This is a genomic window from Streptomyces sp. CLCI03 (genome assembly GCF_053615355.1).
The window spans coordinates 1,700,676-1,719,833 of the sequence record NZ_CM132132.1 but is presented as its reverse complement, the minus strand read 5'-3'; the positions used below and the strand labels follow the sequence as shown (position 1 = coordinate 1,719,833).

Genomic DNA, 19,158 nt, shown 5'->3' with positions numbered 1-19,158 from the left:
GTTGCGGCGTGACCACCGCAGACGACTACGCCACGTACATCGCGAGCCTGCCCCGGGTGCTGGCCGGCGCGGCCGCCCTCTACCGGGACGCCGAGGGCCGGGTCCTGCTCGTCGAGCCCAACTACCGCGAGGGCTGGGCCCTGCCGGGCGGCACCGTCGAGTCGGACCAGGACGAGTCCCCGCGCACCGCGGCCCGGCGGGAGAGCGCCGAGGAGATCGGCATCGACCTCCCCCTCGGTCGCCTGCTGGCCGTCGACTGGGTGCCGGGCCCCGGCCGCCCGCCACTGGTCGCCTACGTCTACGACGGCGGGGTGCTCGACGAGGCCCAGTTCGCCTCCATCACCCTGCAGGAGGAGGAGCTGATCTCCTGGCGGCTCGTCGAACCCACCGAACTCGCCGCGTATCTGCCCGCACCGCTCGGGCGGCGCATCCAAGAGGCGTACCGGATCGCGCAGTCCGGCGAGGGCGCCGTGGAACTGGAGAACGGCCGGCGCCCGGTGGCCCCGTAAGCGGGACGCGCCGTAACAGCGGACTTACCTCGACCAGGACAGAATCAGAAGATGATCACGATGTACGCCTGGCCCAGCACCGCCGACGGGCCCGACGCCCTCCCCATGGTGCACTTCACCACCGACCAGCAGGCCGGTGGTGAAGTCACTCCGGAGGGGACCCCGGTCTGGCTGTTCGACACCGCGATACGCGAGGGCGGCTGGGCGCAGTTCACCGATTTCGAGGGCTGGTCCGTCCCGGCCGCCGGTTGGCAGGCCTTCTACCGCCGCGAGGACGACCTCCTCGCCGTCACCGGACCCGGCTCCTGCGAGGGCTGGTACCAGGGCAACCTCGGCGCCGACCCCGACTGGGTGGCCGCCGCCGCCACCCAGCAGAGCGTGGTCCTGCTCGCCGCCCCGATCCAGCACCCCTCGCTGTACAACTACGCCGTGGAGGCCGGGGCCGCCTTCGCGCTGCTCGTTCCGCTCCTCGTCGTCTGAACCGACCCGGACCCGATCACGCCAGGAGCTTGGCCTTGGCGCGGTCGAACTCCTCCTGGGTGATGTCGCCCTTGTCCTTCAGGGCGGACAGCTTGTGCAGCTCGTCCGCACTGCTGCCGGAGCCCGCCGTCTTCTGGACGTACGACCGGAAGGCGGCCTCGTTCTCCTGGACCTGCTTGATGTCCCGCTCGCCCATGCTCTTGCCCCGGGCGATGAGGTAGACGAACACGCCCAGGAAGGGCAGCAGGATCACGAAGATCAACCATCCCGCCTTCCCCCAGCCGCCGAGGCTGTGGTCACGGAAGATGTCCGTGATGATCTTGAAGAGCAGGAAGAACCACATGATCCACAGGAACAGGTACAGCATCGTCCAGAAGATGTTGAGAAGCGGATAGTCGTCCATGCCCGACTCCGATCATGTAGCGGTATTCCATTCATACAGCCGCTGCAAAAGGACCGCATTTCGGAATGGGGCCGCGCCGAGCCCGCTTTCGCGGTCGGGGGTCAGAACAGTTCTCGGACGTGTTCCCCGGACTCGAAGGCCAGCAGCCGCACCTTGCGGTCGAGCCCGCCGCCGTAACCGGTCATCCCGCCCGACGCGCCGATCACCCGGTGGCAGGGCACGATGATGCCGACCGGGTTCTTCCCGTTCGCCAGGCCCACCGCGCGCGAGGCGTTGGGCTTGCCCAGCCTGGTCGCGAGCTCCCCGTACGACCACGTCTCGCCGTACGGGATCCGCACCAGCTGATCCCAGACACTGCGCTGGAATTCGGTGCCCTCCAGGCGCAGCGGGAGGTCGAACTCGGTGAGCTTGCCGGCGAAATAGGCGGTCAACTGGCGCGCCACCTCGGGGAACGGCTCCTCCGCGGCGGCCACCCGCTCACCGAAGGACTCCTCGGCCGGTCGGTGCCGTTGCCCGGTCATGTAGAGGCCACTGAGCACCCCCTCCGTGGCGACCAGGGTCAGCGGGCCGTACGGGCTGTCGACGACGGTGTGCGTCTTGGTGCTGTTCATCGTGGATCGCATCGCTGGTGCTCCTCAGACGGGCAGGTGGTTGATGGGGTGGGCGTCCGTGGCCCACAGGTACTGGACGGCGTACGCACGCCAGGGCCGCCACGTGGCCGCGCGCGCCGTGAGCGCCGAGGGGGTGGACGGCAGCCCGAGCCCCTGCGCCGCCCGTCGGATCCCCAGATCCGACGGCAGGAACGCGTCCGGGTCACCGAGCGCCCGCATCGCGATCACCTCGGTGGTCCACGGACCGAAGCCGGGCAGCGCCGAGAGCTGCGCCCGCGCCGCCTCCCAGTCGCTGTCGAAGCCGAGCGCCAGAGAACCGTCGGCGAGCGCCGAGACCAGGGTGGTCAGCGTGGCGCGCCGACTGCGCGGCAGGGCCAGCGCTTCCGGGTCCAGCCCGGCGAGCGCCTGCGGGGAGGGGAAGAGGTGGGTCAGCCCGCCCAGCGGATCCTCGATCGGCTCCCCGTGCGCGGTGACCAGCCGGGCCGCGTGCGTACGCGCCGCCGCGGTGGAGACCTGCTGGCCCAGCACCGCCCGTACGGCGAACTCCGGCGCGTCGACCGTACGGGGCACCCGGCGCCCGGGGGCCTTGTCCACGAGCGGGGCCAGCAGCGGGTCGGCGCGCAACTGCTCGTCGACCGCCTCGGGGTCGGCGTCCAGGTCGAGCATCCAGCGGCACCGACTGATGGCGATGGTGAGGTCGCGCAGATCGGTCAGCGCGAGCCGGCAGCCGATGTGGTCGGGCTGCGGGGTCAGGGCGACGACACCGGTGCCGTAGGGCAGGCGCAGCGTGCGACGGTAGGCGCCGTCACGCCACTCCTCGACCCCGGGGACGGCGGTCGCGGCGAGGTGCCCGAAGAGGTTGTCGGGGTTCAGCGGGGCCCGGAACGGCAGCCGCAGACTGATCGTCCCGGGGATCCGGGGCGGGGCGTTCCGGCCGCGGCCGGCCTTGACGGCCCGCTCCCGCAGCTCGCTCGGGGACAGGGCGAAGACCTCGCGGACCGTGTCGTTGAAGGTCCGGATGGAGGAGAACCCGGCGGCGAAGGCCACGTCGCCCATCGGGAGCTCGGAGGTCTCGATGAGCAGTCGGGCGGTCTGGGCGCGCTGGGCCCGGGCCAGGGCGAGCGGACCGGCCCCGAGCTCGGCGTTCAGCTGACGCTCGACCTGGCGGGCCGAGTAGCCCAGCCGGGTGGCCAGCCCCGGCACGCCCTCGCGGTCCACCACGCCGTCCTGGATCAGCCGCATCGCGCGCGCGACGGCGTCGGCGCGGGCGTTCCACTCGGGCGAACCGGGACTCGTGTCGGGCCGGCACCGCTTGCAGGCCCGGAACCCGGCCTGCTGGCAGGCGGCGGCGCTGGGCAGGAAGGTCATGTTCTCGACCTTCGGCGGCACGGCGGGGCAGCTGGGGCGGCAGTAGATCCGGGTGGTCAGCACGGCGGTGAAGAACCAGCCGTCGAAGCGGGCGTCCTTCGACTGCACGGCCCTTACGCAGCGCTCGGTGTCGGTGTGCATGGCTCTAGGATCCGGTGTCGCGGAACCGCCGGCTGGCGGTTTTCCGACATCAAGGCTAGTCGGGTGCCGGGAGTGGTGGGGGCGGGGCCGGGTCCGGGGGGGGGGCGGGGACACTCCCCACCCCGCCGCCGACCCCGGCCCAGGCCTCCACCGCCCCCGGGAACGGCAGAAGGCCCCCGGATGCCATCGGCATCCGGGGGCCTTCTCCGGTACAGCTAGCGCAGCGAGCCCGCTCGGGCCTCGCGGCGGTTGTGCCGGAAGGTGTTGGCCTTCCGGGTCGTCGCGAAAAGCGGAATGGTCGCCGCCATCGCGATCTGCAGGGCGCAGCCGGTCTGCAGCAGCAGCTGACCGCCCGGGGCGTCGAACGCCCAGGCCGCCAGCAGCCCCATCGCGCTGATGATCCAGCACAGCATCGCCACCGCGAGAACGCCCCGCGGCTTGGGGTACTCGACCCGGCTCACCATCAGCCAGGCCACCCCGATGATCGCCAGCAGCGTCGGGACGAACGGCAGCTCCAGCAGCACGATCGAGACGACCGTGAGCGCGCCGAAGGGGCTCGGCATGCCCTGGAACATGCCGTCCTTCATCGTCACGCAGCTGAATCTCGCGAGTCTGAGCACCACGGCGAGCAGCACCACGATCGCGGCCAGGGCCGACATCTTCTGGTGCGCGTCGACGGCGACCATGCCGTACACGAGCACGAAGTAGGCCGGCGCGAGGCCGAAGCTGATCAGGTCGGACAGGTTGTCCAGCTCGGCACCCATCGGCGAGCTGCGCAGCTTGCGGGCCACGATGCCGTCGAAGAGGTCGAAGACCGCGGCGAGCAGCATCAGTATCACTGCCGTCGCGGCGCTGTTACGGGCCATGCCCGATTCGCCACTGCCGGTGAGGTGCGGGATGAGGATTCCGGTGGTGGTGAAGTACACCGCCATGAATCCGCACGTCGCGTTACCGAGAGTGAGGGTGTCCGCTATCGACAGCCGCAGCGAGAGCGGCATGTCGTCTTCGGCGGACTCCTCCTCGGCAGGTTCGGGAACCCAGCCCGCGGCCGGAGTCTCAGGGTCAGTCACGGTCAATTCGTGTCACCCCCGCGGTGGTGGCCTGACCGACCTCGACCGCGACCTCGACGCCCTCGGGGAGGTAGATGTCGACGCGGGAGCCGAAGCGGATCAGACCGATGCGTTCGCCCTGCTCCACCTTGGTTCCGGCCGGCAGGTACGGGACGATGCGACGGGCGACGGCGCCGGCGATCTGCACCATCTCGATGTCACCGAGTTCGGTGTCGAAGTGCCAGACAACGCGCTCGTTGTTCTCGCTCTCCTTGTTGAACGCCGGGACGAATCCGCCGGGGATGTGCTCCACGGACGTCACCGTGCCCGCGAGGGGCGCACGGTTGACGTGGACGTTCAGCGGGCTCATGAAGATCGCGACCCGGGTCCGTCCGTCCTTCCACGGCATGATGCTCTGCACCACACCGTCGGCGGGCGAGATGACACGGCCCTGAGCGATCTCACGCTCGGGGTCGCGGAAGAACCACAGCATGCCCGCGGCGAGCGCGGTTGCGGGCACGGCCGCCGCGGCCCAGCGTCCGGACTTGCGGGCCCGGGTGAGGCTGAGCGCCGCGGTGGCGACGGTCGGCAGAAGCCACGGCGATGCTCCGCGCGCGAGGCGTACGCCAAGGAGGCTGTCGCGAGGTGCAGAGGTTTGGCTGTGGGGCATGGATGACCTTCGTAGCGGGTGATTGCCGCGCCGCAAACAGGGGGACGGGACGGCGGCTTTACTGGAATGCTATCGGTTGCGCGCAACAACTGGGCAAGCCAGAAGCCGAGTCGATGACGGTCAGCCAGTCACTGCCAGTGATCCTTTCGCAACGAACCCATGGATGATTCGCTGCAAAAGGGACTTTCAGCCCTGAAGCCGGTACTCCTCGAGCAGGCGTCGCCCGATGATCATTTTCTGGATCTCGGCGGTACCTTCACCGATCAGCAGCATCGGGGCCTCCCGGTAGAGACGCTCGATCTCGTACTCCTTCGAGAACCCGTATCCACCGTGGATACGGAAGGCGTCCTCGACGACCTCCTTGCAGTACTCGGAGGCGAGGTACTTCGCCATCCCTGCTTCGAGGTCGTTTCGTTCCCCGGAGTCCTTTTTGCGTGCTGCATTCACCATCATCGCATGGGCGGCTTCGACCTTGGTAGCCATCTCGGCCAGCTTGAACTGAATCGCCTGGTGCTCGGCGATCGCCTTGCCGAAAGTGTGACGTTGCTGGGCATAAGAGACACCCAGCTCGAAAGCACGCTGAGCGACGCCACAGCCACGCGCCGCCACGTTGACGCGGCCGACCTCGACCCCGTCCATCATTTGGTAAAACCCTCGGCCCGTCTGCCCGCCGAGTACCCGATTGGCCGGAATGCGCAGTCCGTCCATGATGAGCTCGGTCGTGTCGACGCCCTTGTAGCCCATCTTGTCGATCTTGCCGGGGATGGTCAGGCCGGGACGGACCTCACCGAAGCCGGGTTCCTTCTCGACGAGGAAGGTCGTCATCGACTTGTGGGGCGCCGTGCCCTCGGGGTGTCCTTCGTCACTCCGGACGAGAACGGCGACCAGGGTGGAGCTGCCACCGTTCGTCAGCCACATCTTCTGGCCGTTCAGGACGTACTCGTCGCCGTCCTTCACCGCCTTCGACGAGATGGCCGACACGTCGGAGCCCAGCGCCGGCTCGGACATCGAGAACGCGCCGCGCACCTCGCCCAGGGCCATGCGGGGGAGGAAGTGGTCCTTCTGCTCCTGCGTGCCGTGCTGCTTGAGCATGTACGCCACGATGAAGTGGGTGTTGATGATGCCCGAGACGGACATCCAGCCACGGGCGATCTCCTCGACGCACAGGGCGTAGGTGAGGAGCGACTCACCCAGGCCGCCGTACTCCTCCGGGATCATCAGGCCGAAGAGGCCGAGTTCCTTGAGGCCGTCGACGATCTGCTGCGGGTACTCGTCGCGGTGTTCGAGCTCGGTCGCGACCGGGATGATCTCCTTGTCGACGAACTCCCGGACGGTCTTGAGGATCTCCCGCTGGACGTCGGTCAGCCCGGCGGTCTGGGCGAGTCGGGCCATGGCTACTTCCCCTGTTCCTTCAGCGTGGGGCGGCCGGGCTGCTCGCCGCCGCGCTCCTTGATGTACGTCTCGGTCGGGACCATCACCTTGCGCCGGAAGACGCAGACGAGGGTGCCGTCCTGCTTGTAGCCCTTGGTCTCGACGTAGACGATGCCGCGGTCGTTCTTCGACTTCGACGGGGTCTTGTCGAGGACCGTGGTCTCGCCGTAGATCGTGTCGCCGTGGAAGGTCGGCGCCACGTGCCGCAGGGACTCGATCTCCAGGTTGGCGATGGCCTTCCCGGAGACGTCCGGCACGGACATGCCGAGCAGCAGCGAGTAGATGTAGTTGCCCACGACCACGTTCTTGCCGAAGTCGGTCGTGTTCTCGGCGTAATTGCTGTCCATGTGGAGCGGGTGGTGGTTCATGGTCAGCAGACAGAAGAGGTGGTCGTCGTACTCGGTGACCGTCTTTCCGGGCCAGTGCTTGTAGACCGCCCCGACCTCGAACTCTTCGTACGTGCGTCCGAACTGCATGGGTCTCAGGCCTCCGGGATCTCGAACTTGGTGGTGCGCTGCATGCCCGCGGCGCGGCCCTTGCCCGCGATGACCAGGGCCATCTTGCGGCTGGCCTCGTCGATCATCTCGTCGCCGAGCATCGCGGAGCCCTTCTTGCCGCCGGCCTCCGAGGTGCACCAGTCGTACGCGTCGAGGATCAGCTCGGAGTGGTCGTAGTCCTCCTGGGAGGGGGAGAAGACCTCGTTGGCCGCGTCGACCTGACCCGGGTGCAGCACCCACTTGCCGTCGAAGCCCAGCGCGGCGGCCCGGCCGGCCACCTCGCGGTAGGCGTCCACGTCGCGGATCTGGAGGAAGGGGCCGTCGATCGCCTGCAGGTTGTGCATGCGGGCCGCCATCAGGATCCGCATCAGGATGTAGTGGTAGGCGTCCGCCGGGTAGCCGGGCGGCTGCATGCCCACGACCAGGGACTTCATGTTGATCGAGGCCATGAAGTCGGCCGGGCCGAAGATGATGGTCTCCAGACGCGGCGAGGCGGCGGCGATCTCGTCGACGTTCACCAGACCCTTGGCGTTCTCGATCTGCGCCTCGATGCCGATCTTGCCGACCTCGAAGCCCATGGTCTTCTCGATCTGGGTCAGCAGCAGGTCCAGCGCCACGACCTGCTGGGCGTCCTGGACCTTCGGCAGCATGATGCAGTCGAGGTTCTGGCCGGCGCCCTCGACCACGGTGACGACGTCACGGTAGGTCCAGTGCGTGGTCCAGTCGTTGACGCGCACGACGCGGGTCTTGCCGGTCCAGTCGCCGTTGTTCAGCGCGTCCACGATCGTGTGGCGGGCGCCTTCCTTGGCGAGCGGCGCGCAGGCGTCCTCCAGGTCCAGGAAGACCTGGTCGGCCGGCAGGCCCTGGGCCTTCTCCAGGAACCGCGGGTTCGAGCCGGGTACCGCGAGGCAGGAGCGACGCGGGCGAAGGCGGTTCACCGGGTGGACGGGCGTGGTCATGCGGGGACCTCCGTGCTTGCAACGAATTCGTTGTTCATGTCGAGGGGGGCGAGCTTGTTGGCCTTGCGGATCTCGTCGACGATACGGCCGATGATCTCCGTGATGCCGAAGTCCTTCGGCGTGAAGACCGCGGCGACACCCGCGGCCTTGAGCGTCACGGCATCGGCGTTCGGAATGATGCCTCCGACGATGACGGGGATGTCACCCGCCCCCGCCAGTCGCAGTCGCTCCAGGACGTCCGGGACCAGAGCGCTGTGCGAACCGGACAGGATGGACAGTCCCACGCAGTGCACGTCCTCGGCCAGCGCCGCGGAGGAGATCTCCTCCGGCGTCAGCCTGATGCCCTGGTAGACCACCTCGAAGCCGGCGTCGCGGGCTCGCACGGCGATCTGCTCGGCGCCGTTGGAGTGCCCGTCCAGGCCGGGCTTGCCGACCAGCAGGCGCAGCCGGCCCGAGCCGAGCTCGTCGGCGGTGCGGGACACCTTCTCGCGGACCTCGTGCATCGGCGTGCCGGGCTCGGCGGTGACCGCGACCGGGGCCGAGGAGACCCCGGTGGGGGCGCGGAACTCGCCGAAGACCTCGCGCAGGGCGCTCGCCCACTCGCCGGTGGTGACACCGGCGCGGGCGCACTCCAGCGTGGCCTCCATCAGGTTCTCGGTGCCCGCCGCGGCCTCCTTGAGGCGCTCCAGCGCCTGCTGGGTGGTGGGGAAGACGAACGGGTCGCCGTTCCCCTGGCGGTCCGAGGACTCCTGGCGCTCGGCGCGCCAGCGGCCGATCCGCTCGACGGTGAAGGCCTCCGTTGCCGGGTCGACCGTCATGATGGCGCCGTCCAGGTCGGCCGTGAGCGGGTTCTCCTCGGTCTGCTGGAAGCAGTTGACACCGACGATCTTGTCCTCGCCGGCCTCGATCCGCGCCCGCCGTTCGGCGTGCGAGGAGACCAGCTCGCCCTTGAGGTACCCGGACTCGACGGCCGCCATGGCGCCGCCCATCTCCTGGATCCGGTCGATCTCGGCCAGGCAGTCGGCGACCAGGGAGTCGACTTTGGCCTCGATGACGTGGGATCCGGCGAAGATGTCGTCGTACTCCAGCAGGTCGCTCTCAAGTGCGAGGACCTGCTGGATGCGCAGCGACCACTGCTGGTCCCAGGGCCGGGGCAGACCCAGCGCCTCGTTCCAGGCGGGCAGCTGCACGGCGCGGGCGCGGGCGTCCTTGGAGAGGGTGACCGCGAGCATCTCCAGCACGATGCGCTGGACGTTGTTCTCCGGCTGCGCCTCGGTGAGTCCCAGGGAGTTGACCTGGACGCCGTAACGGAAGCGACGCTGCTTCGCGTTCTCGATGCCGTAGCGCTCCTTGGTGACCTTGTCCCAGATGCGGCTGAAGGCGCGCATCTTGCACATCTCCTCGATGAAGCGGACGCCCGCGTTCACGAAGAAGGAGATCCGGGCGACGACCTCGCCGAAGCGCTCCTCGGGCACCTGGCCCGAGTCGCGCACCGAGTCGAGGACCGCGATCGCCGTGGACATCGCGTACGAGATCTCCTGGACCGGGGTGGCCCCGGCCTCCTGCAGGTGGTAGCTGCAGATGTTGATCGGGTTCCACTTCGGGATGTGGTTGACCGTGTACGCGATCATGTCCGTCGTCAGCCGCAGGGACGGCCCCGGCGGGAAGACGTGCGTCCCGCGCGAGAGGTACTCCTTGACGATGTCGTTCTGGGTGGTGCCCTGGAGCTGGGCGATGTCCGCGCCCTGCTCCTCGGCGGCCACCTGGTAGAGCGCCAGCAGCCACATGGCCGTGGCGTTGATCGTCATCGAGGTGTTCATCTGTTCCAGGGGAATGTCCTGGAACAGCCGCCGCATGTCGCCCAGATGGGAGACCGGGACCCCGACCCGGCCCACCTCGCCGCGGGCGAGGATGTGGTCGGGGTCGTAGCCGGTCTGCGTCGGCAGGTCGAACGCGACCGACAGGCCGGTCTGGCCCTTGGCGAGGTTGCGGCGGTACAGCTCGTTGGACGCCTCGGCCGTGGAGTGGCCGGCGTACGTCCGCATGAGCCACGGACGGTCCTTCTGGCGCTCTGTCATCTCAGGCTGTCCCTTAGGCCTTTGAACGGTCTCAGACGTTGCGGAAGCGGTTGATGGCGTCGAGGTGCTTGGCGCGCATCTCGTGGTCGCGGACGCCCAGGCCCTCCTCGGGGGCCAGCGCGAGGACGCCGACCTTGCCCTGGTGGAGGTTGCGGTGGACGTCGTAGGCGGCCTGGCCGGTCTCCTCCAGGGAGTAGACCTTCGACAGCGTGGGGTGGATCTTGCCCTTGGCGATGAGGCGGTTGGCCTCCCACGCCTCGCGGTAGTTGGCGAAGTGCGAGCCGACGATCCGCTTCAGCGACATCCACAGGTAGCGGTTGTCGTACTGGTGCATGTAGCCCGAGGTCGAGGCGCAGGTGGTGATGGTGCCGCCCTTGCGGGTGACGTACACCGAGGCGCCGAAGGTCTCGCGGCCCGGGTGCTCGAAGACGATGTCGATGTCCTCGCCGCCGGTCAGCTCACGGATCTTGGAGCCGAAGCGCTTCCACTCGCGGGGGTCCTGGGTGTGCTCGTCCTTCCAGAACTTGTAGCCCTCGGCGTTGCGGTCGATGACCGCGGTGGCGCCCATGGCCCGGCAGATGTCCGCCTTCTCGGGGCTGGAGACCACGCAGATCGGGTTGGCGCCGCCGGCCAGCGCGAACTGGGTGGCGTAGGAGCCGAGGCCGCCGCTGGCGCCCCAGATCAGGACGTTGTCGCCCTGCTTCATGCCGGCGCCGTTCTGGGAGACCAGCTGGCGGTAGGCGGTGGAGTTGACCAGACCGGGGGAGGCGGCCTCCTCCCAGCTCAGGTGGTCGGGCTTCGGCATCAGCTGGTTCGACTTGACGAGCGCGATCTCGGCCAGGCCGCCGAAGTTGGTCTCGAAGCCCCAGATGCGCTGCTCGGGGTCGAGCATCGTGTCGTTGTGGCCGTCGGAGGACTCCAGCTCGACCGAGAGGCAGTGCGCGACGACCTCGTCGCCCGGGTTCCAGGCGTTGACGCCGGGGCCGGTGCGCAGCACGACGCCCGCGAGGTCGGAGCCGATGACGTGGTAGGGCAGGTCGTGGCGCTTGGTCAGCTCGGACAGGCGCCCGTAGCGCTCCAGGAAGCTGAAGGTGGAGACCGGCTCGAAGATCGAGGTCCACACGGAGTTGTAGTTGACCGAGGAGGCCATGACGGCGACCAGGGCCTCGCCCGGGCCGAGCTCCGGCACCGGGACGTTGTCCAGGTGGAGGGACTTGCGCGGGTCCTTCTCGCGTGTCGTCAGCCCCGCGAACATCTCCGCCTCGTCCTTGTGCACGGTGATCGCGCGGTACGAGTCGGGCAGCGGCAGGGCTGCGAAGTCTGCGGCGGTGGCGGACTGCGACTGAATCGCGTCCAGGATGTCCTTCACGGTGAGCCTCCGGCTAGCGCTGATGAGGGTGCGCTGAGGTAAACGGGGTGCGTGGTGCGGGTGTGGTGTGCCGTCGGTCCGGCTGGTGCGGTGCTGCTGGGCTACGCCCGTGGTGAGGCGTGCGGTGCCTGGTGACGCAGGCAATCCGGGGCGCGTTCCACGCCGTGTGGGCGAGGGTCGCGGGGACATCCGGACGACTTCAACGTATGGCACCCCGTGTCACCCGGCAAGGCACCGCGTGCCAAAACTTTCTCTCATTTGCCGATTGACCTGCACCGATGAGCGATGATCGATCAGAGTTACCCGCGAGTAGGGGCAAGTCGGGCAAACGAAAGCGGCCGCCCCCGGAACGGGAGCGGCCGCTGTGACATGAGTGACGCGACGAGCGTGACTACGTGGTGCGCAGTGCCTCTTCGATGGTGCGCATGACCTCGTCCAGCGGGGCATCGGTGCGGGCCACCGCGACCAGCACCTCGCCCTGCGTACGCACCGCCGCCGGAGCGGCCGGCGCCGAGCCCGGGGTACGGCCCGCGCCGATGCCCGAACCGAAGGTCTTCCGGACGATCGAGAAGGCGTGGTCCAGCTGCGCCTCCACGTCCCCCTGGCCCCCCGCGCGCAGCCAGCGCCGCAGCACGTGGTTGTGGGCCGTGACCACCGCCGAGGCGGCCACCTCGGCCAGCAGCGGGTCGTCGTTGCCGTCGTGGTGGTCGTGCTCGTCGAAGTGGGCGAGCAGGTAGCGGGTGAACAGCCGCTCGTACCGGGCCACCGAGGCGATCTCCCGCTCCCGCAGCGCCGGCACCTCGCGGGTCAGTCGGTAGCGCTCCACCGACACCGCCGGCGAGGCGGCGTACATCTTCATGACTTCCTTGATCCCGCGGCACACCGTGTCGAGCGGGTGCTCGTGCGCCGGGGCCACGTCCAGGACGGCCTCGGCGCGGGTCAGGGTGTCGTCGTGGTCCGGGAAGATCGCCTCTTCCTTGGACCGGAAGTGTCGGAAGAAGGTCCGCCGCGCCACCCCGGCGGTCGCGGCGATCTCGTCGACCGTCGTCGCCTCGTACCCCTTGGTCGCGAAGAGCTCCATGGCCGCGGCGGCGAGCTCGCGGCGCATCTTGAGCCGCTGGGCGGCCGCCTTGGTGCCGGCCGGACTCTCCGGGCTGTCGGAGGCCGTGGCGGCGCGGGGCGAGGTCTTGGCGGGCTGGGACATAGAGCGAAAGTACTTCATTCGTGCAGGGGAGCGCGCCTGCGGGGGGTGGGAGAGGGGTGGATGCGGGGGAGAGCCCGCACTGGGCTCGTGAGGGTTGGCCCGCCGTGAGGGTCCGGCGGGCCCGAGCAGCCCTCCCCACGCATCCGGCTCGTGGCCCGACGGATTACCGGCGGGCGGCGTACTCACGGAATCCGCGGCCGGTCTTCCGGCCCAGGCAGCCCGCCGCCACCAGGTGCTCCAGCAGCGGGGACGGGGCCAGGCCCGGGTCGCGGAACTCCTTGTGGAGGACCTTCTCGATGGCCAGCGAGACATCCAGGCCGACCACGTCGAGGAGCTCGAACGGGCCCATCGGGTAGCCGCCGCCCAGCTTCATCGCCGCGTCGATCTGGTCGATGTCGGCGTAGTGCTGCTCGACCATCTTGATCGCGTTGTTGAGGTACGGGAACAGCAGCGCGTTCACGATGAAGCCGGCCCGGTCGCCGCAGTCCACCGGGTGCTTGCGCACCTTGAGACAGATCTCGCGGACCGTGGCGTGCACGTCGTCGGCCGTCAGGACGGTCCGGACCACCTCGACCAACTTCATCGCCGGGGCCGGGTTGAAGAAGTGCATGCCGATCACGTCCTGCGGACGCGAGGTCACCCGGGCGACCGCGATGACCGGCAGCGAGGAGGTGGTGGTGGCCAGCACCGCACCCGGCTTGCACACCTTGTCCAGGGCCGCGAACAGCTCCTGCTTGACCGCCAGGTCCTCGGCGACGGCCTCGACGGCCAGATCCACCTCGGCGAACGCGTCCAGCGACCCCGCCGGAGTGATCCGCTCCAGGGTCTGGGCCGCGCCCTCCTCGGTCAGGCGGCCCTTGGACACCGCACGGCCCAAGGACTTCCCGATCGCGGCCTTGGCGGCCTCGGCCTTCTCCTGGCTGCGGGCGGCGAGCACCACGCTGTAGCCGGCCTGCGCGAAGACCTGGGCGATCCCGCTCGCCATGGTCCCCGAGCCGGCCACGCCGACCGAGCTGACGGGACGACCGCCGCCCACCAGCGACCCGTCCAGCGGGGTCTGCAGGTCACGGACGATCACCGAGCTGCCCGGCGCCTCGTACGTGTAGAAGCCGCGACCGGACTTCTGCCCGGTCAGGCCGGCCTCGGCGAGCTGGCCCAGGATCGGGGCCGGGGCGTGCAGCCGGTCGCCGGAGGAGGCGTACATGGCCTCCAGGACCGTACGGGCGGTGTCCACGCCGATCAGGTCGAGCAGCGCGAGCGGGCCCATGGGCAGCCCGCAGCCGAGCCGCATGGCCGCGTCGATGTCCTCGCGGGAGGCGTACCGGGCCTCGAACATGGCCGCGGCCTGGTTGAGGTAGCCGAAGAGCAGGCCGTCGGCGACGAAGCCGGGCCGGTCGCCGACCGGGACGGGCTCCTTGCCGAGCTCGCGGGCCAGTTCGGTGACCGCCTCGACGGCCGGCGGAGCGGTCAGGACGCAGGAGACGATCTCGACCAGCTTCATCGCCGGGACCGGGTTGAAGAAGTGCAGGCCCAGCACGCGCTCCGGACGCAGCGACTCGGCGGCCATGCGCGTCACCGACAGGGCGTTCGTGCCGGTGGCGAGGATGGTGTCGGGCCGCACGATCGCGTCGAGCTCGCGGAACACCTGCTGCTTGATCTCGTACGACTCGGGCACGACCTCGATGACCAGATCGGCGTCGGCGGCGGCGCCCAGGTCGGTGAAGGTGCGGAAGCGGGCGAGCACGTCCGTCCGCTCCTGCTCGGTGAGCCGCTCCCGGGAGACGGAGCGCGCGGTGGCCGCGGCGAGGGCGGTGGCGGCCCGGTGGGTGGCGGCCTCGCTGATGTCGATGCCGATGACCTCGCGACCGGCCCGGGCGAGGACCTCGGCGATGCCGGTGCCCATCGTGCCGAGGCCGACGACGGCGATGGTCCGGAGGGTGGGCTGACTGGACTGACGGTCCATCGAGGGACTCCAGTGGAAGAGGGTGACGACTGAGGGGGCGCGCGGCGCACGGCGCGCGCGGATGCCGTACGGAAGAGCCGTGCGGTGGAAGGGCCCGGGGTGAGGGGGCCCGAGGAGGGGAGCCCGCGGGGAGACGACTCCCTGGGGCGAGAACGGCGGAACCCTGTCCCGGGGTCACACCGTGGAATACGAACCGACCGGCACGAGGCGGCTGCGTCACCAGGCCGCCTTCGTACGTGTTGAAACGACAGTAACTCGCCGGTAACTGGTCCGCCAGAGCGCGGAGATGTGACCTGTACCGCCCAAATGTACCGATCATCGATCATCGATCAACCGGCTGTCTCCGATGTCCCGAAACCCGGCACGGCGACCGCTGTGTCCCCCTAGGGTGGCCGGGTGAACGACGTGCTGGAGCGCCTGCGGGCGGAGGCGGGACCGTCACCCGAGTACGAGGTGCTGCTCACGGCCGCCCCCGACGGCCTCGCGGCCTCCCTGACCTCGGCCGGGCTGCCCCTGTGGGCCCGCGAACTGGCCGCGTACCGGCTGGGCCTCGCCGGAGACCGCCGGGCCTTCGAAGCCCTCGTGCTGCTCCTCAACCACCGGGACCCGGCCCGCTGCGCGGCCGCCGCCGAGGCGCTGGCCGTCCTCGACGACCCGCGCACCGCCCGAGCGGCGGCGGCCCTCGCCACCAACGGCCTGCGCACGGCCTACGCCCTGCAGCCCGTGCGGCTGCTCACCGCCCTGCGCGCACCCGAGTCCGTACCGGCCCTGCTGGCCACCCTGGGGCGGCTGCTGTCCCCGCACGAGCCGTACTGGCGGGTGGCCCTGGCCTGCGTCGAGGGCCTGGGCGCCCTCGCCGACCCCCGCGCCCGGGACCTCCTCGTCCGCGCCCAGTCGCACCCCCGGCTGGCGGTGGCGGCGACGGCCGCGCTGCGCGAGCTGGGCCGTTGATCGCGGCCCGCTATCCGGCGACGACCGCGAAGGCCTCTATCTCGACCAGGAGTTCGGGCCGGAACAGTGCCGAGACCTCGACCGCCGAGGAGGCCGGGAGGCGGTCGGCCGGGATCACCGCGTCACGGGCCTCCCGTACCGCCGGCAGGTGGGCGACGTCCGTGACGAAGTAGGTGAGCTTCACGACGTCGTCGAAGGTAGCCCCGGCCGCCGCCAGGCACCGGCGCAGGTTCTCGAACACCTGCCGGGCCTGGGCGGCCGGATCCCCCTCGCCCACGACCTCGCCCCGCTCGTCGAGCGCGCACTGTCCGGACACGGCGACGAAGCGCCCCGTGCCGAGGACGACATGGCTGTGGTGCGGGCTCGGGGCGACTCCTTCCGGCGCGGCGATACGGGTGAGAGGGCTGCGGGGCGACGGTGTCGTGGTCATGGACACGATCTTGCCCGCTCGCCCTCCCGCCCCGATCCGTGGGGCGTCAGCCCCGGAAGCCGAGCAGGCCGTGCAGGGCCGCGCCGCCGGCGGACGCGGGCACCGCGCGCGTCGCCGTGGTCGGCTTCGGCGCCGCCTGCGCGGGGCAGGTGGCGTCCGAGGCCTTGCCCGTCGTCAGATACGCCGACACCTTCTCGTCCAGGCACTTGTTGCCGCTCAGGGCGATGCCGTGGTTGCCGCCGCCCTCCTCCACCACCAGGGCCGAGCCCGACAGCTTCTCCCGCATGATGAGCGCCCCCTCGAAGGGGGTCGCCGCGTCCTCCGTCGCCTGGAGCAGGAGGGCCGGCGGGAGATCCGCGTTGGTCACGTCCGGCGCGTCCAGCGGCTCCGTCGGCCAGAACGCGCACGGGGCGTTGTACCAGGCGTTGTTCCAGGTCATGAACGGCGCCTTGGCGTGGGTGCGCCACATGTCAGCCCGCCACTGGTTCCAGTCCTTCGGCCAGGCCGAGTCGCGGCACTGGACCGCCGTGTAGACGCTGTAGCCGTTGCCCGCCGAGGGCTCCACCGCGCCGAACCGCTCGTAGGCGGCCACCAGCGGCTTCGGGTCCTTGGCCACCGTGTACGCGGCGAAGGCCTCGGCCAGGTTCGGCCAGTAACCGTTGTAGTACCCGCCCGGCATGAAGGTGTCCTCCAGCTCCGCCGGACCCACCTTGCCGCCCGCCGGACTCTCCCGCAGCGCGTCCCGCATCGCGTACCAGGCCCGCTCGACCGCCGCCGGGTCCGTGCCCAGCTTGTAGGTGGCGTCGTACCGGGCCACCCAGGCCAGGAAGGCCTTGTGGCGGGCGTCGAAGGCGAGGTCCTGGGAGAGGTTGTCCTCGTACCAGACCCCGGCCGGGTCGACCACGGAGTCCAGGACGAGCCGGTGCACGCGGCCCGGGTGGAGCTTGGCGTACACCGCGCCCAGGTAGGTCCCGTAGGAGTAGCCGAAGTAGCTGATCCGCTCCGCGCCCAGAGCGCCGCGCAGCGCCTCGATGTCCCGGGCGGCCGAGACGGTGTCGATGTACGGGAGCACGTCCGCGTGCTTGGTCCCGCAGGACTCGGCGAAGGAGCGCACCCGGTCCAGGTTGGCCCGCTCGGTGGCCTCGTCCATGGGGACGGAGTCCGGCCGGGCGGGCTTGAAGTGGCCGGCGGCGCAGTCCAGGGTGGGCTCGCTCTTGCCGACGCCCCGCGGGTCGAAGCCGATCACGTCGTACTGGGCGGACACCTCCTTGGGGAGGGCGGAGGCGATGTAACCGGCGAGGCTGAGGCCGCTGCCGCCCGGGCCACCGGGGTTGACCAGCAGCGGGCCCTGGGAGGTGGGGCCGGTGTGCGGGACCCGGGTCAGGGCGAGGGTGATCTGCCGGCCGTCGGGCCGTGCGTGGTCGAGGGGCACCTTGAGGGACGCGCACTGCAGCGTCGGGTAACGCGGAGTCTTGCAGCCGGTCCAGCGCAGCGCGGCCCGCGCCGGCGCCTGGGCGGCCGGATCGGCCGGTGCGGCGGGCGCGGCCGTGACCGGGCTCGCGAGAGCGGCGGCGACGGTGGCGGCGACGGTGGAGATCGACAGCAGGACAGCGGCGCGCTTCTTCAAGGGGTGGAGCATGAGGCCTCCCAGCCGAGGGTTCTGGGCGGAATCGTCCCGGAAACCGCGCCTGGAAGGCGGGATTGGGCCGCTGATTGGCCCGATGTGATGACCGCTCAGGCGGCGTCGACGATCACAGGAGACTGAGCTGAGTGGCCCCGGCGGGCGCGGAATCGTCGGGACGCTCCGGAACGACGATCCTGCGGGCCTCGCCCCGGCGGGCCGGGCCGATGCCGAATTCGGCCGCCAGTTCGTGGACTTGGCGGGTGATCCGGCGCTGGTACCAGGTGGGCGCGTACGAGCCGCCCGCGTACATCCGCTCGTACCGGGGGACCAGGTGGGGGTGGTGGGCGCCCAGCCAGGCCATGAACCACTCGCGCGCCCCGGGCCGCAGATGGAGTACCAGGGGTGTCACGGAGGTCGCGCCGGCCTCGGCCACGGCCCGTACGGTCGCCCGCAGCTGCTCCGGGGAGTCCCCGAGGAAGGGGATCACGGGGGCCATCAGCACCCCGCACTCGATCCCGGCGTCGGTGAGGGTCCGTACGGCGGCGAGCCGGGCGGCGGGGGAGGGGGTGCCCGGCTCGACGGTCCGCCAGAGCCCGGTGTCGGTGAAGCCGACCGAGACGGAGATGCCGACCTCGGTGACCTCGGCGGCCTCCCGCAGGAGGGGGAGGTCGCGCAGGATGAGCGTGCCCTTGGTCAGGATCGAGAAGGGGTTGGCGCGGTCGCGCAGCGCCTCGATGATCCCGGGCATCAGCCGGTAGCGGCCCTCGGCACGCTGGTAGCAGTCGACGTTGGTGCCCATGGCGATGTGCGCGCCGGTCCAGCGGGGCGAGCCGAGCTCGCGGCGCAGCAGTTCGGGGGCGTTGGTCTTGACGACGATCTGCGAGTCGAAGCCGATGCCGGTGTCGAGATCGAGGTAGCTGTGCGTCTTGCGGGCGAAGCAGTAGACACAGGCATGACTGCAACCCCGGTACGGGTTCACGGTCCATTCGAACGGCATGCGCGAGGCGCCGGGCACCCGGTTGACGATCGACTTGGCGCGTACCTCGTGGAAGGTGATCCCCCGGAACTCGGGGGTGTCGATGGTGCGGGTCACGACGGCTCCGGCCCCGAACAGCGCGGCCGGCCCGGCGGATCCCTCGGTCAGGTTCTCCCAGCGCATGAGGCGCCTCCCTCGGTAGCTCTGGCGCCGAGAATAGAACAAACGTTCCCATGATCGTGCGGGCCGAATGCTCGGGGTACGAGGAGCCGCCGCCGAGACCGTCGGGCCGGCCGGTCGGGAGGAGTTCGCCGTCGCCGTGAGTGCCGGCCCCCTTGGCACCGGCACGTACTCACCCTCGACGGCTGGTGGTACGGGGAGGACGAACCCGCCGTCCACGGCGACTGCGACGGCCCGGACGCCTGCGTCCACCGCCCGCCCCTGC

At 70.3% G+C, this 19,158-nt stretch carries 18 protein-coding genes; 3 read left to right on the top strand and 15 right to left on the bottom strand.

The features are described from left to right. Positions 1 to 8: 8 nt before the first annotated feature. The gene (locus ACWG52_RS07875) at positions 9 to 509 is read left to right on the top strand and encodes an NUDIX domain-containing protein (RefSeq protein ID WP_389818037.1); all 501 of its coding nucleotides are present in this window, start codon (positions 9 to 11) and stop codon (positions 507 to 509) included. A 51-nt stretch (positions 510 to 560) separates the two neighbouring features. Continuing rightward, positions 561 to 989 (top strand): hypothetical protein, encoded by a 429-nt coding sequence (locus ACWG52_RS07870; RefSeq protein ID WP_389818040.1) that lies wholly within the window; start codon positions 561 to 563, stop codon positions 987 to 989. A gap of 16 nt (positions 990 to 1,005) precedes the next feature. Here the strand turns inward: ACWG52_RS07870 and ACWG52_RS07865 are convergent, their stop codons facing one another. The 12 genes from ACWG52_RS07865 to ACWG52_RS07810 form a co-directional block, all read right to left on the bottom strand. After that, positions 1,006 to 1,392, bottom strand: a complete 387-nt coding sequence (locus tag ACWG52_RS07865) for an SHOCT domain-containing protein (protein ID WP_033218224.1) — start codon at positions 1,390 to 1,392, stop codon at positions 1,006 to 1,008. Positions 1,393 to 1,493: 101 nt separating this feature from the next. Beyond that, entirely contained in the window at positions 1,494 to 2,015 is a 522-nt protein-coding gene (locus ACWG52_RS07860; RefSeq protein WP_451695232.1) for a methylated-DNA--[protein]-cysteine S-methyltransferase, read from the bottom strand. A 12-nt stretch (positions 2,016 to 2,027) separates the two neighbouring features. Continuing rightward, positions 2,028 to 3,512: an AlkA N-terminal domain-containing protein gene (locus ACWG52_RS07855; protein ID WP_389818044.1), complete on the bottom strand. Its 1,485-nt coding sequence runs from the start codon at positions 3,510 to 3,512 to the stop codon at positions 2,028 to 2,030. Between the two features lie 215 nt (positions 3,513 to 3,727). Further along, positions 3,728 to 4,588, bottom strand: a complete 861-nt coding sequence (gene pssA, locus ACWG52_RS07850) for a CDP-diacylglycerol--serine O-phosphatidyltransferase (protein WP_181382399.1) — start codon at positions 4,586 to 4,588, stop codon at positions 3,728 to 3,730. Continuing rightward, positions 4,575 to 5,231: a phosphatidylserine decarboxylase gene (locus tag ACWG52_RS07845; protein WP_030010161.1), complete on the bottom strand. Its 657-nt coding sequence runs from the start codon at positions 5,229 to 5,231 to the stop codon at positions 4,575 to 4,577. The genes pssA and ACWG52_RS07845 overlap by 14 nt, the downstream gene beginning before the upstream one ends. A 186-nt stretch (positions 5,232 to 5,417) precedes the next feature. After that, on the bottom strand, positions 5,418 to 6,623 hold the full coding sequence (locus tag ACWG52_RS07840) for an acyl-CoA dehydrogenase family protein (RefSeq protein WP_030027413.1): 1,206 nt from the start codon (positions 6,621 to 6,623) through the stop codon (positions 5,418 to 5,420). Between the two features lie 2 nt (positions 6,624 to 6,625). Next, complete coding sequence (locus ACWG52_RS07835; RefSeq protein WP_030010163.1) at positions 6,626 to 7,138, bottom strand: MaoC family dehydratase; 513 nt, start codon at positions 7,136 to 7,138, stop codon at positions 6,626 to 6,628. 5 nt (positions 7,139 to 7,143) lie between these two features. Continuing rightward, positions 7,144 to 8,118, bottom strand: a complete 975-nt coding sequence (locus ACWG52_RS07830; protein WP_301364977.1) for an HpcH/HpaI aldolase/citrate lyase family protein — start codon at positions 8,116 to 8,118, stop codon at positions 7,144 to 7,146. Next, on the bottom strand, positions 8,115 to 10,196 hold the full coding sequence (locus tag ACWG52_RS07825; RefSeq protein ID WP_389813249.1) for a protein meaA: 2,082 nt from the start codon (positions 10,194 to 10,196) through the stop codon (positions 8,115 to 8,117). Before ACWG52_RS07825 ends, ACWG52_RS07830 begins: the two co-directional genes overlap by 4 nt. A gap of 31 nt (positions 10,197 to 10,227) precedes the next feature. Continuing rightward, positions 10,228 to 11,565, bottom strand: a complete 1,338-nt coding sequence (ccrA, locus tag ACWG52_RS07820; protein WP_033220140.1) for a crotonyl-CoA carboxylase/reductase — start codon at positions 11,563 to 11,565, stop codon at positions 10,228 to 10,230. A gap of 391 nt (positions 11,566 to 11,956) precedes the next feature. Further along, a complete protein-coding gene (locus tag ACWG52_RS07815) occupies positions 11,957 to 12,769 on the bottom strand; it encodes a TetR family transcriptional regulator (protein ID WP_389813252.1) in 813 nt (270 codons plus the stop codon). Between the two features lie 163 nt (positions 12,770 to 12,932). Next, positions 12,933 to 14,732: a 3-hydroxyacyl-CoA dehydrogenase family protein gene (locus tag ACWG52_RS07810; RefSeq protein WP_389813255.1), complete on the bottom strand. Its 1,800-nt coding sequence runs from the start codon at positions 14,730 to 14,732 to the stop codon at positions 12,933 to 12,935. Between the two features lie 396 nt (positions 14,733 to 15,128). Between ACWG52_RS07810 and ACWG52_RS07805 the strand changes: the two genes are divergently transcribed. Further along, positions 15,129 to 15,683 carry a HEAT repeat domain-containing protein gene (locus tag ACWG52_RS07805; protein WP_389813258.1) on the top strand — a complete coding sequence of 185 codons (555 nt, stop codon included), beginning with the start codon at positions 15,129 to 15,131 and terminating at the stop codon, positions 15,681 to 15,683. Between the two features lie 10 nt (positions 15,684 to 15,693). Here the strand turns inward: ACWG52_RS07805 and ACWG52_RS07800 are convergent, their stop codons facing one another. The 3 genes from ACWG52_RS07800 to ACWG52_RS07790 all read right to left on the bottom strand — a co-directional run bounded on the left by ACWG52_RS07800 (position 15,694) and on the right by ACWG52_RS07790 (position 18,896). Next, positions 15,694 to 16,113, bottom strand: a complete 420-nt coding sequence (locus ACWG52_RS07800; RefSeq protein ID WP_390136915.1) for a RidA family protein — start codon at positions 16,111 to 16,113, stop codon at positions 15,694 to 15,696. Positions 16,114 to 16,159: 46 nt separating this feature from the next. Continuing rightward, positions 16,160 to 17,752, bottom strand: coding sequence for an alpha/beta hydrolase (locus ACWG52_RS07795; protein WP_453128280.1), 1,593 nt, complete (start codon positions 17,750 to 17,752; stop codon positions 16,160 to 16,162). Between the two features lie 112 nt (positions 17,753 to 17,864). Beyond that, positions 17,865 to 18,896, bottom strand: coding sequence for an Rv2578c family radical SAM protein (locus ACWG52_RS07790; protein WP_390136913.1), 1,032 nt, complete (start codon positions 18,894 to 18,896; stop codon positions 17,865 to 17,867). Positions 18,897 to 19,158: the final 262 nt, after the last annotated feature.

Bases quoted from the DNA above. Each gene is read 5' to 3' on its own strand.
- ACWG52_RS07870 (WP_389818040.1), top strand. From the start codon at position 561: ATGATCACGATGTACGCCTGGCCCAGCACCGCCGACGGGCCCGACGCC.
- ACWG52_RS07865 (WP_033218224.1), bottom strand. From the start codon at position 1,392: ATGGACGACTATCCGCTTCTCAACATCTTCTGGACGATGCTGTACCTG.
- ACWG52_RS07860 (WP_451695232.1), bottom strand. From the start codon at position 2,015: ATGCGATCCACGATGAACAGCACCAAGACGCACACCGTCGTCGACAGC.
- ACWG52_RS07855 (WP_389818044.1), bottom strand. From the start codon at position 3,512: ATGCACACCGACACCGAGCGCTGCGTAAGGGCCGTGCAGTCGAAGGAC.
- ACWG52_RS07845 (WP_030010161.1), bottom strand. From the start codon at position 5,231: ATGCCCCACAGCCAAACCTCTGCACCTCGCGACAGCCTCCTTGGCGTA.
- ACWG52_RS07840 (WP_030027413.1), bottom strand. From the start codon at position 6,623: ATGGCCCGACTCGCCCAGACCGCCGGGCTGACCGACGTCCAGCGGGAG.
- ACWG52_RS07835 (WP_030010163.1), bottom strand. From the start codon at position 7,138: ATGCAGTTCGGACGCACGTACGAAGAGTTCGAGGTCGGGGCGGTCTAC.
- ACWG52_RS07830 (WP_301364977.1), bottom strand. From the start codon at position 8,118: ATGACCACGCCCGTCCACCCGGTGAACCGCCTTCGCCCGCGTCGCTCC.
- ACWG52_RS07825 (WP_389813249.1), bottom strand. From the start codon at position 10,196: ATGACAGAGCGCCAGAAGGACCGTCCGTGGCTCATGCGGACGTACGCC.
- ACWG52_RS07815 (WP_389813252.1), bottom strand. From the start codon at position 12,769: ATGTCCCAGCCCGCCAAGACCTCGCCCCGCGCCGCCACGGCCTCCGAC.
- ACWG52_RS07810 (WP_389813255.1), bottom strand. From the start codon at position 14,732: ATGGACCGTCAGTCCAGTCAGCCCACCCTCCGGACCATCGCCGTCGTC.
- ACWG52_RS07800 (WP_390136915.1), bottom strand. From the start codon at position 16,113: ATGACCACGACACCGTCGCCCCGCAGCCCTCTCACCCGTATCGCCGCG.
- ACWG52_RS07795 (WP_453128280.1), bottom strand. From the start codon at position 17,752: ATGCTCCACCCCTTGAAGAAGCGCGCCGCTGTCCTGCTGTCGATCTCC.
- ACWG52_RS07790 (WP_390136913.1), bottom strand. From the start codon at position 18,896: ATGCGCTGGGAGAACCTGACCGAGGGATCCGCCGGGCCGGCCGCGCTG.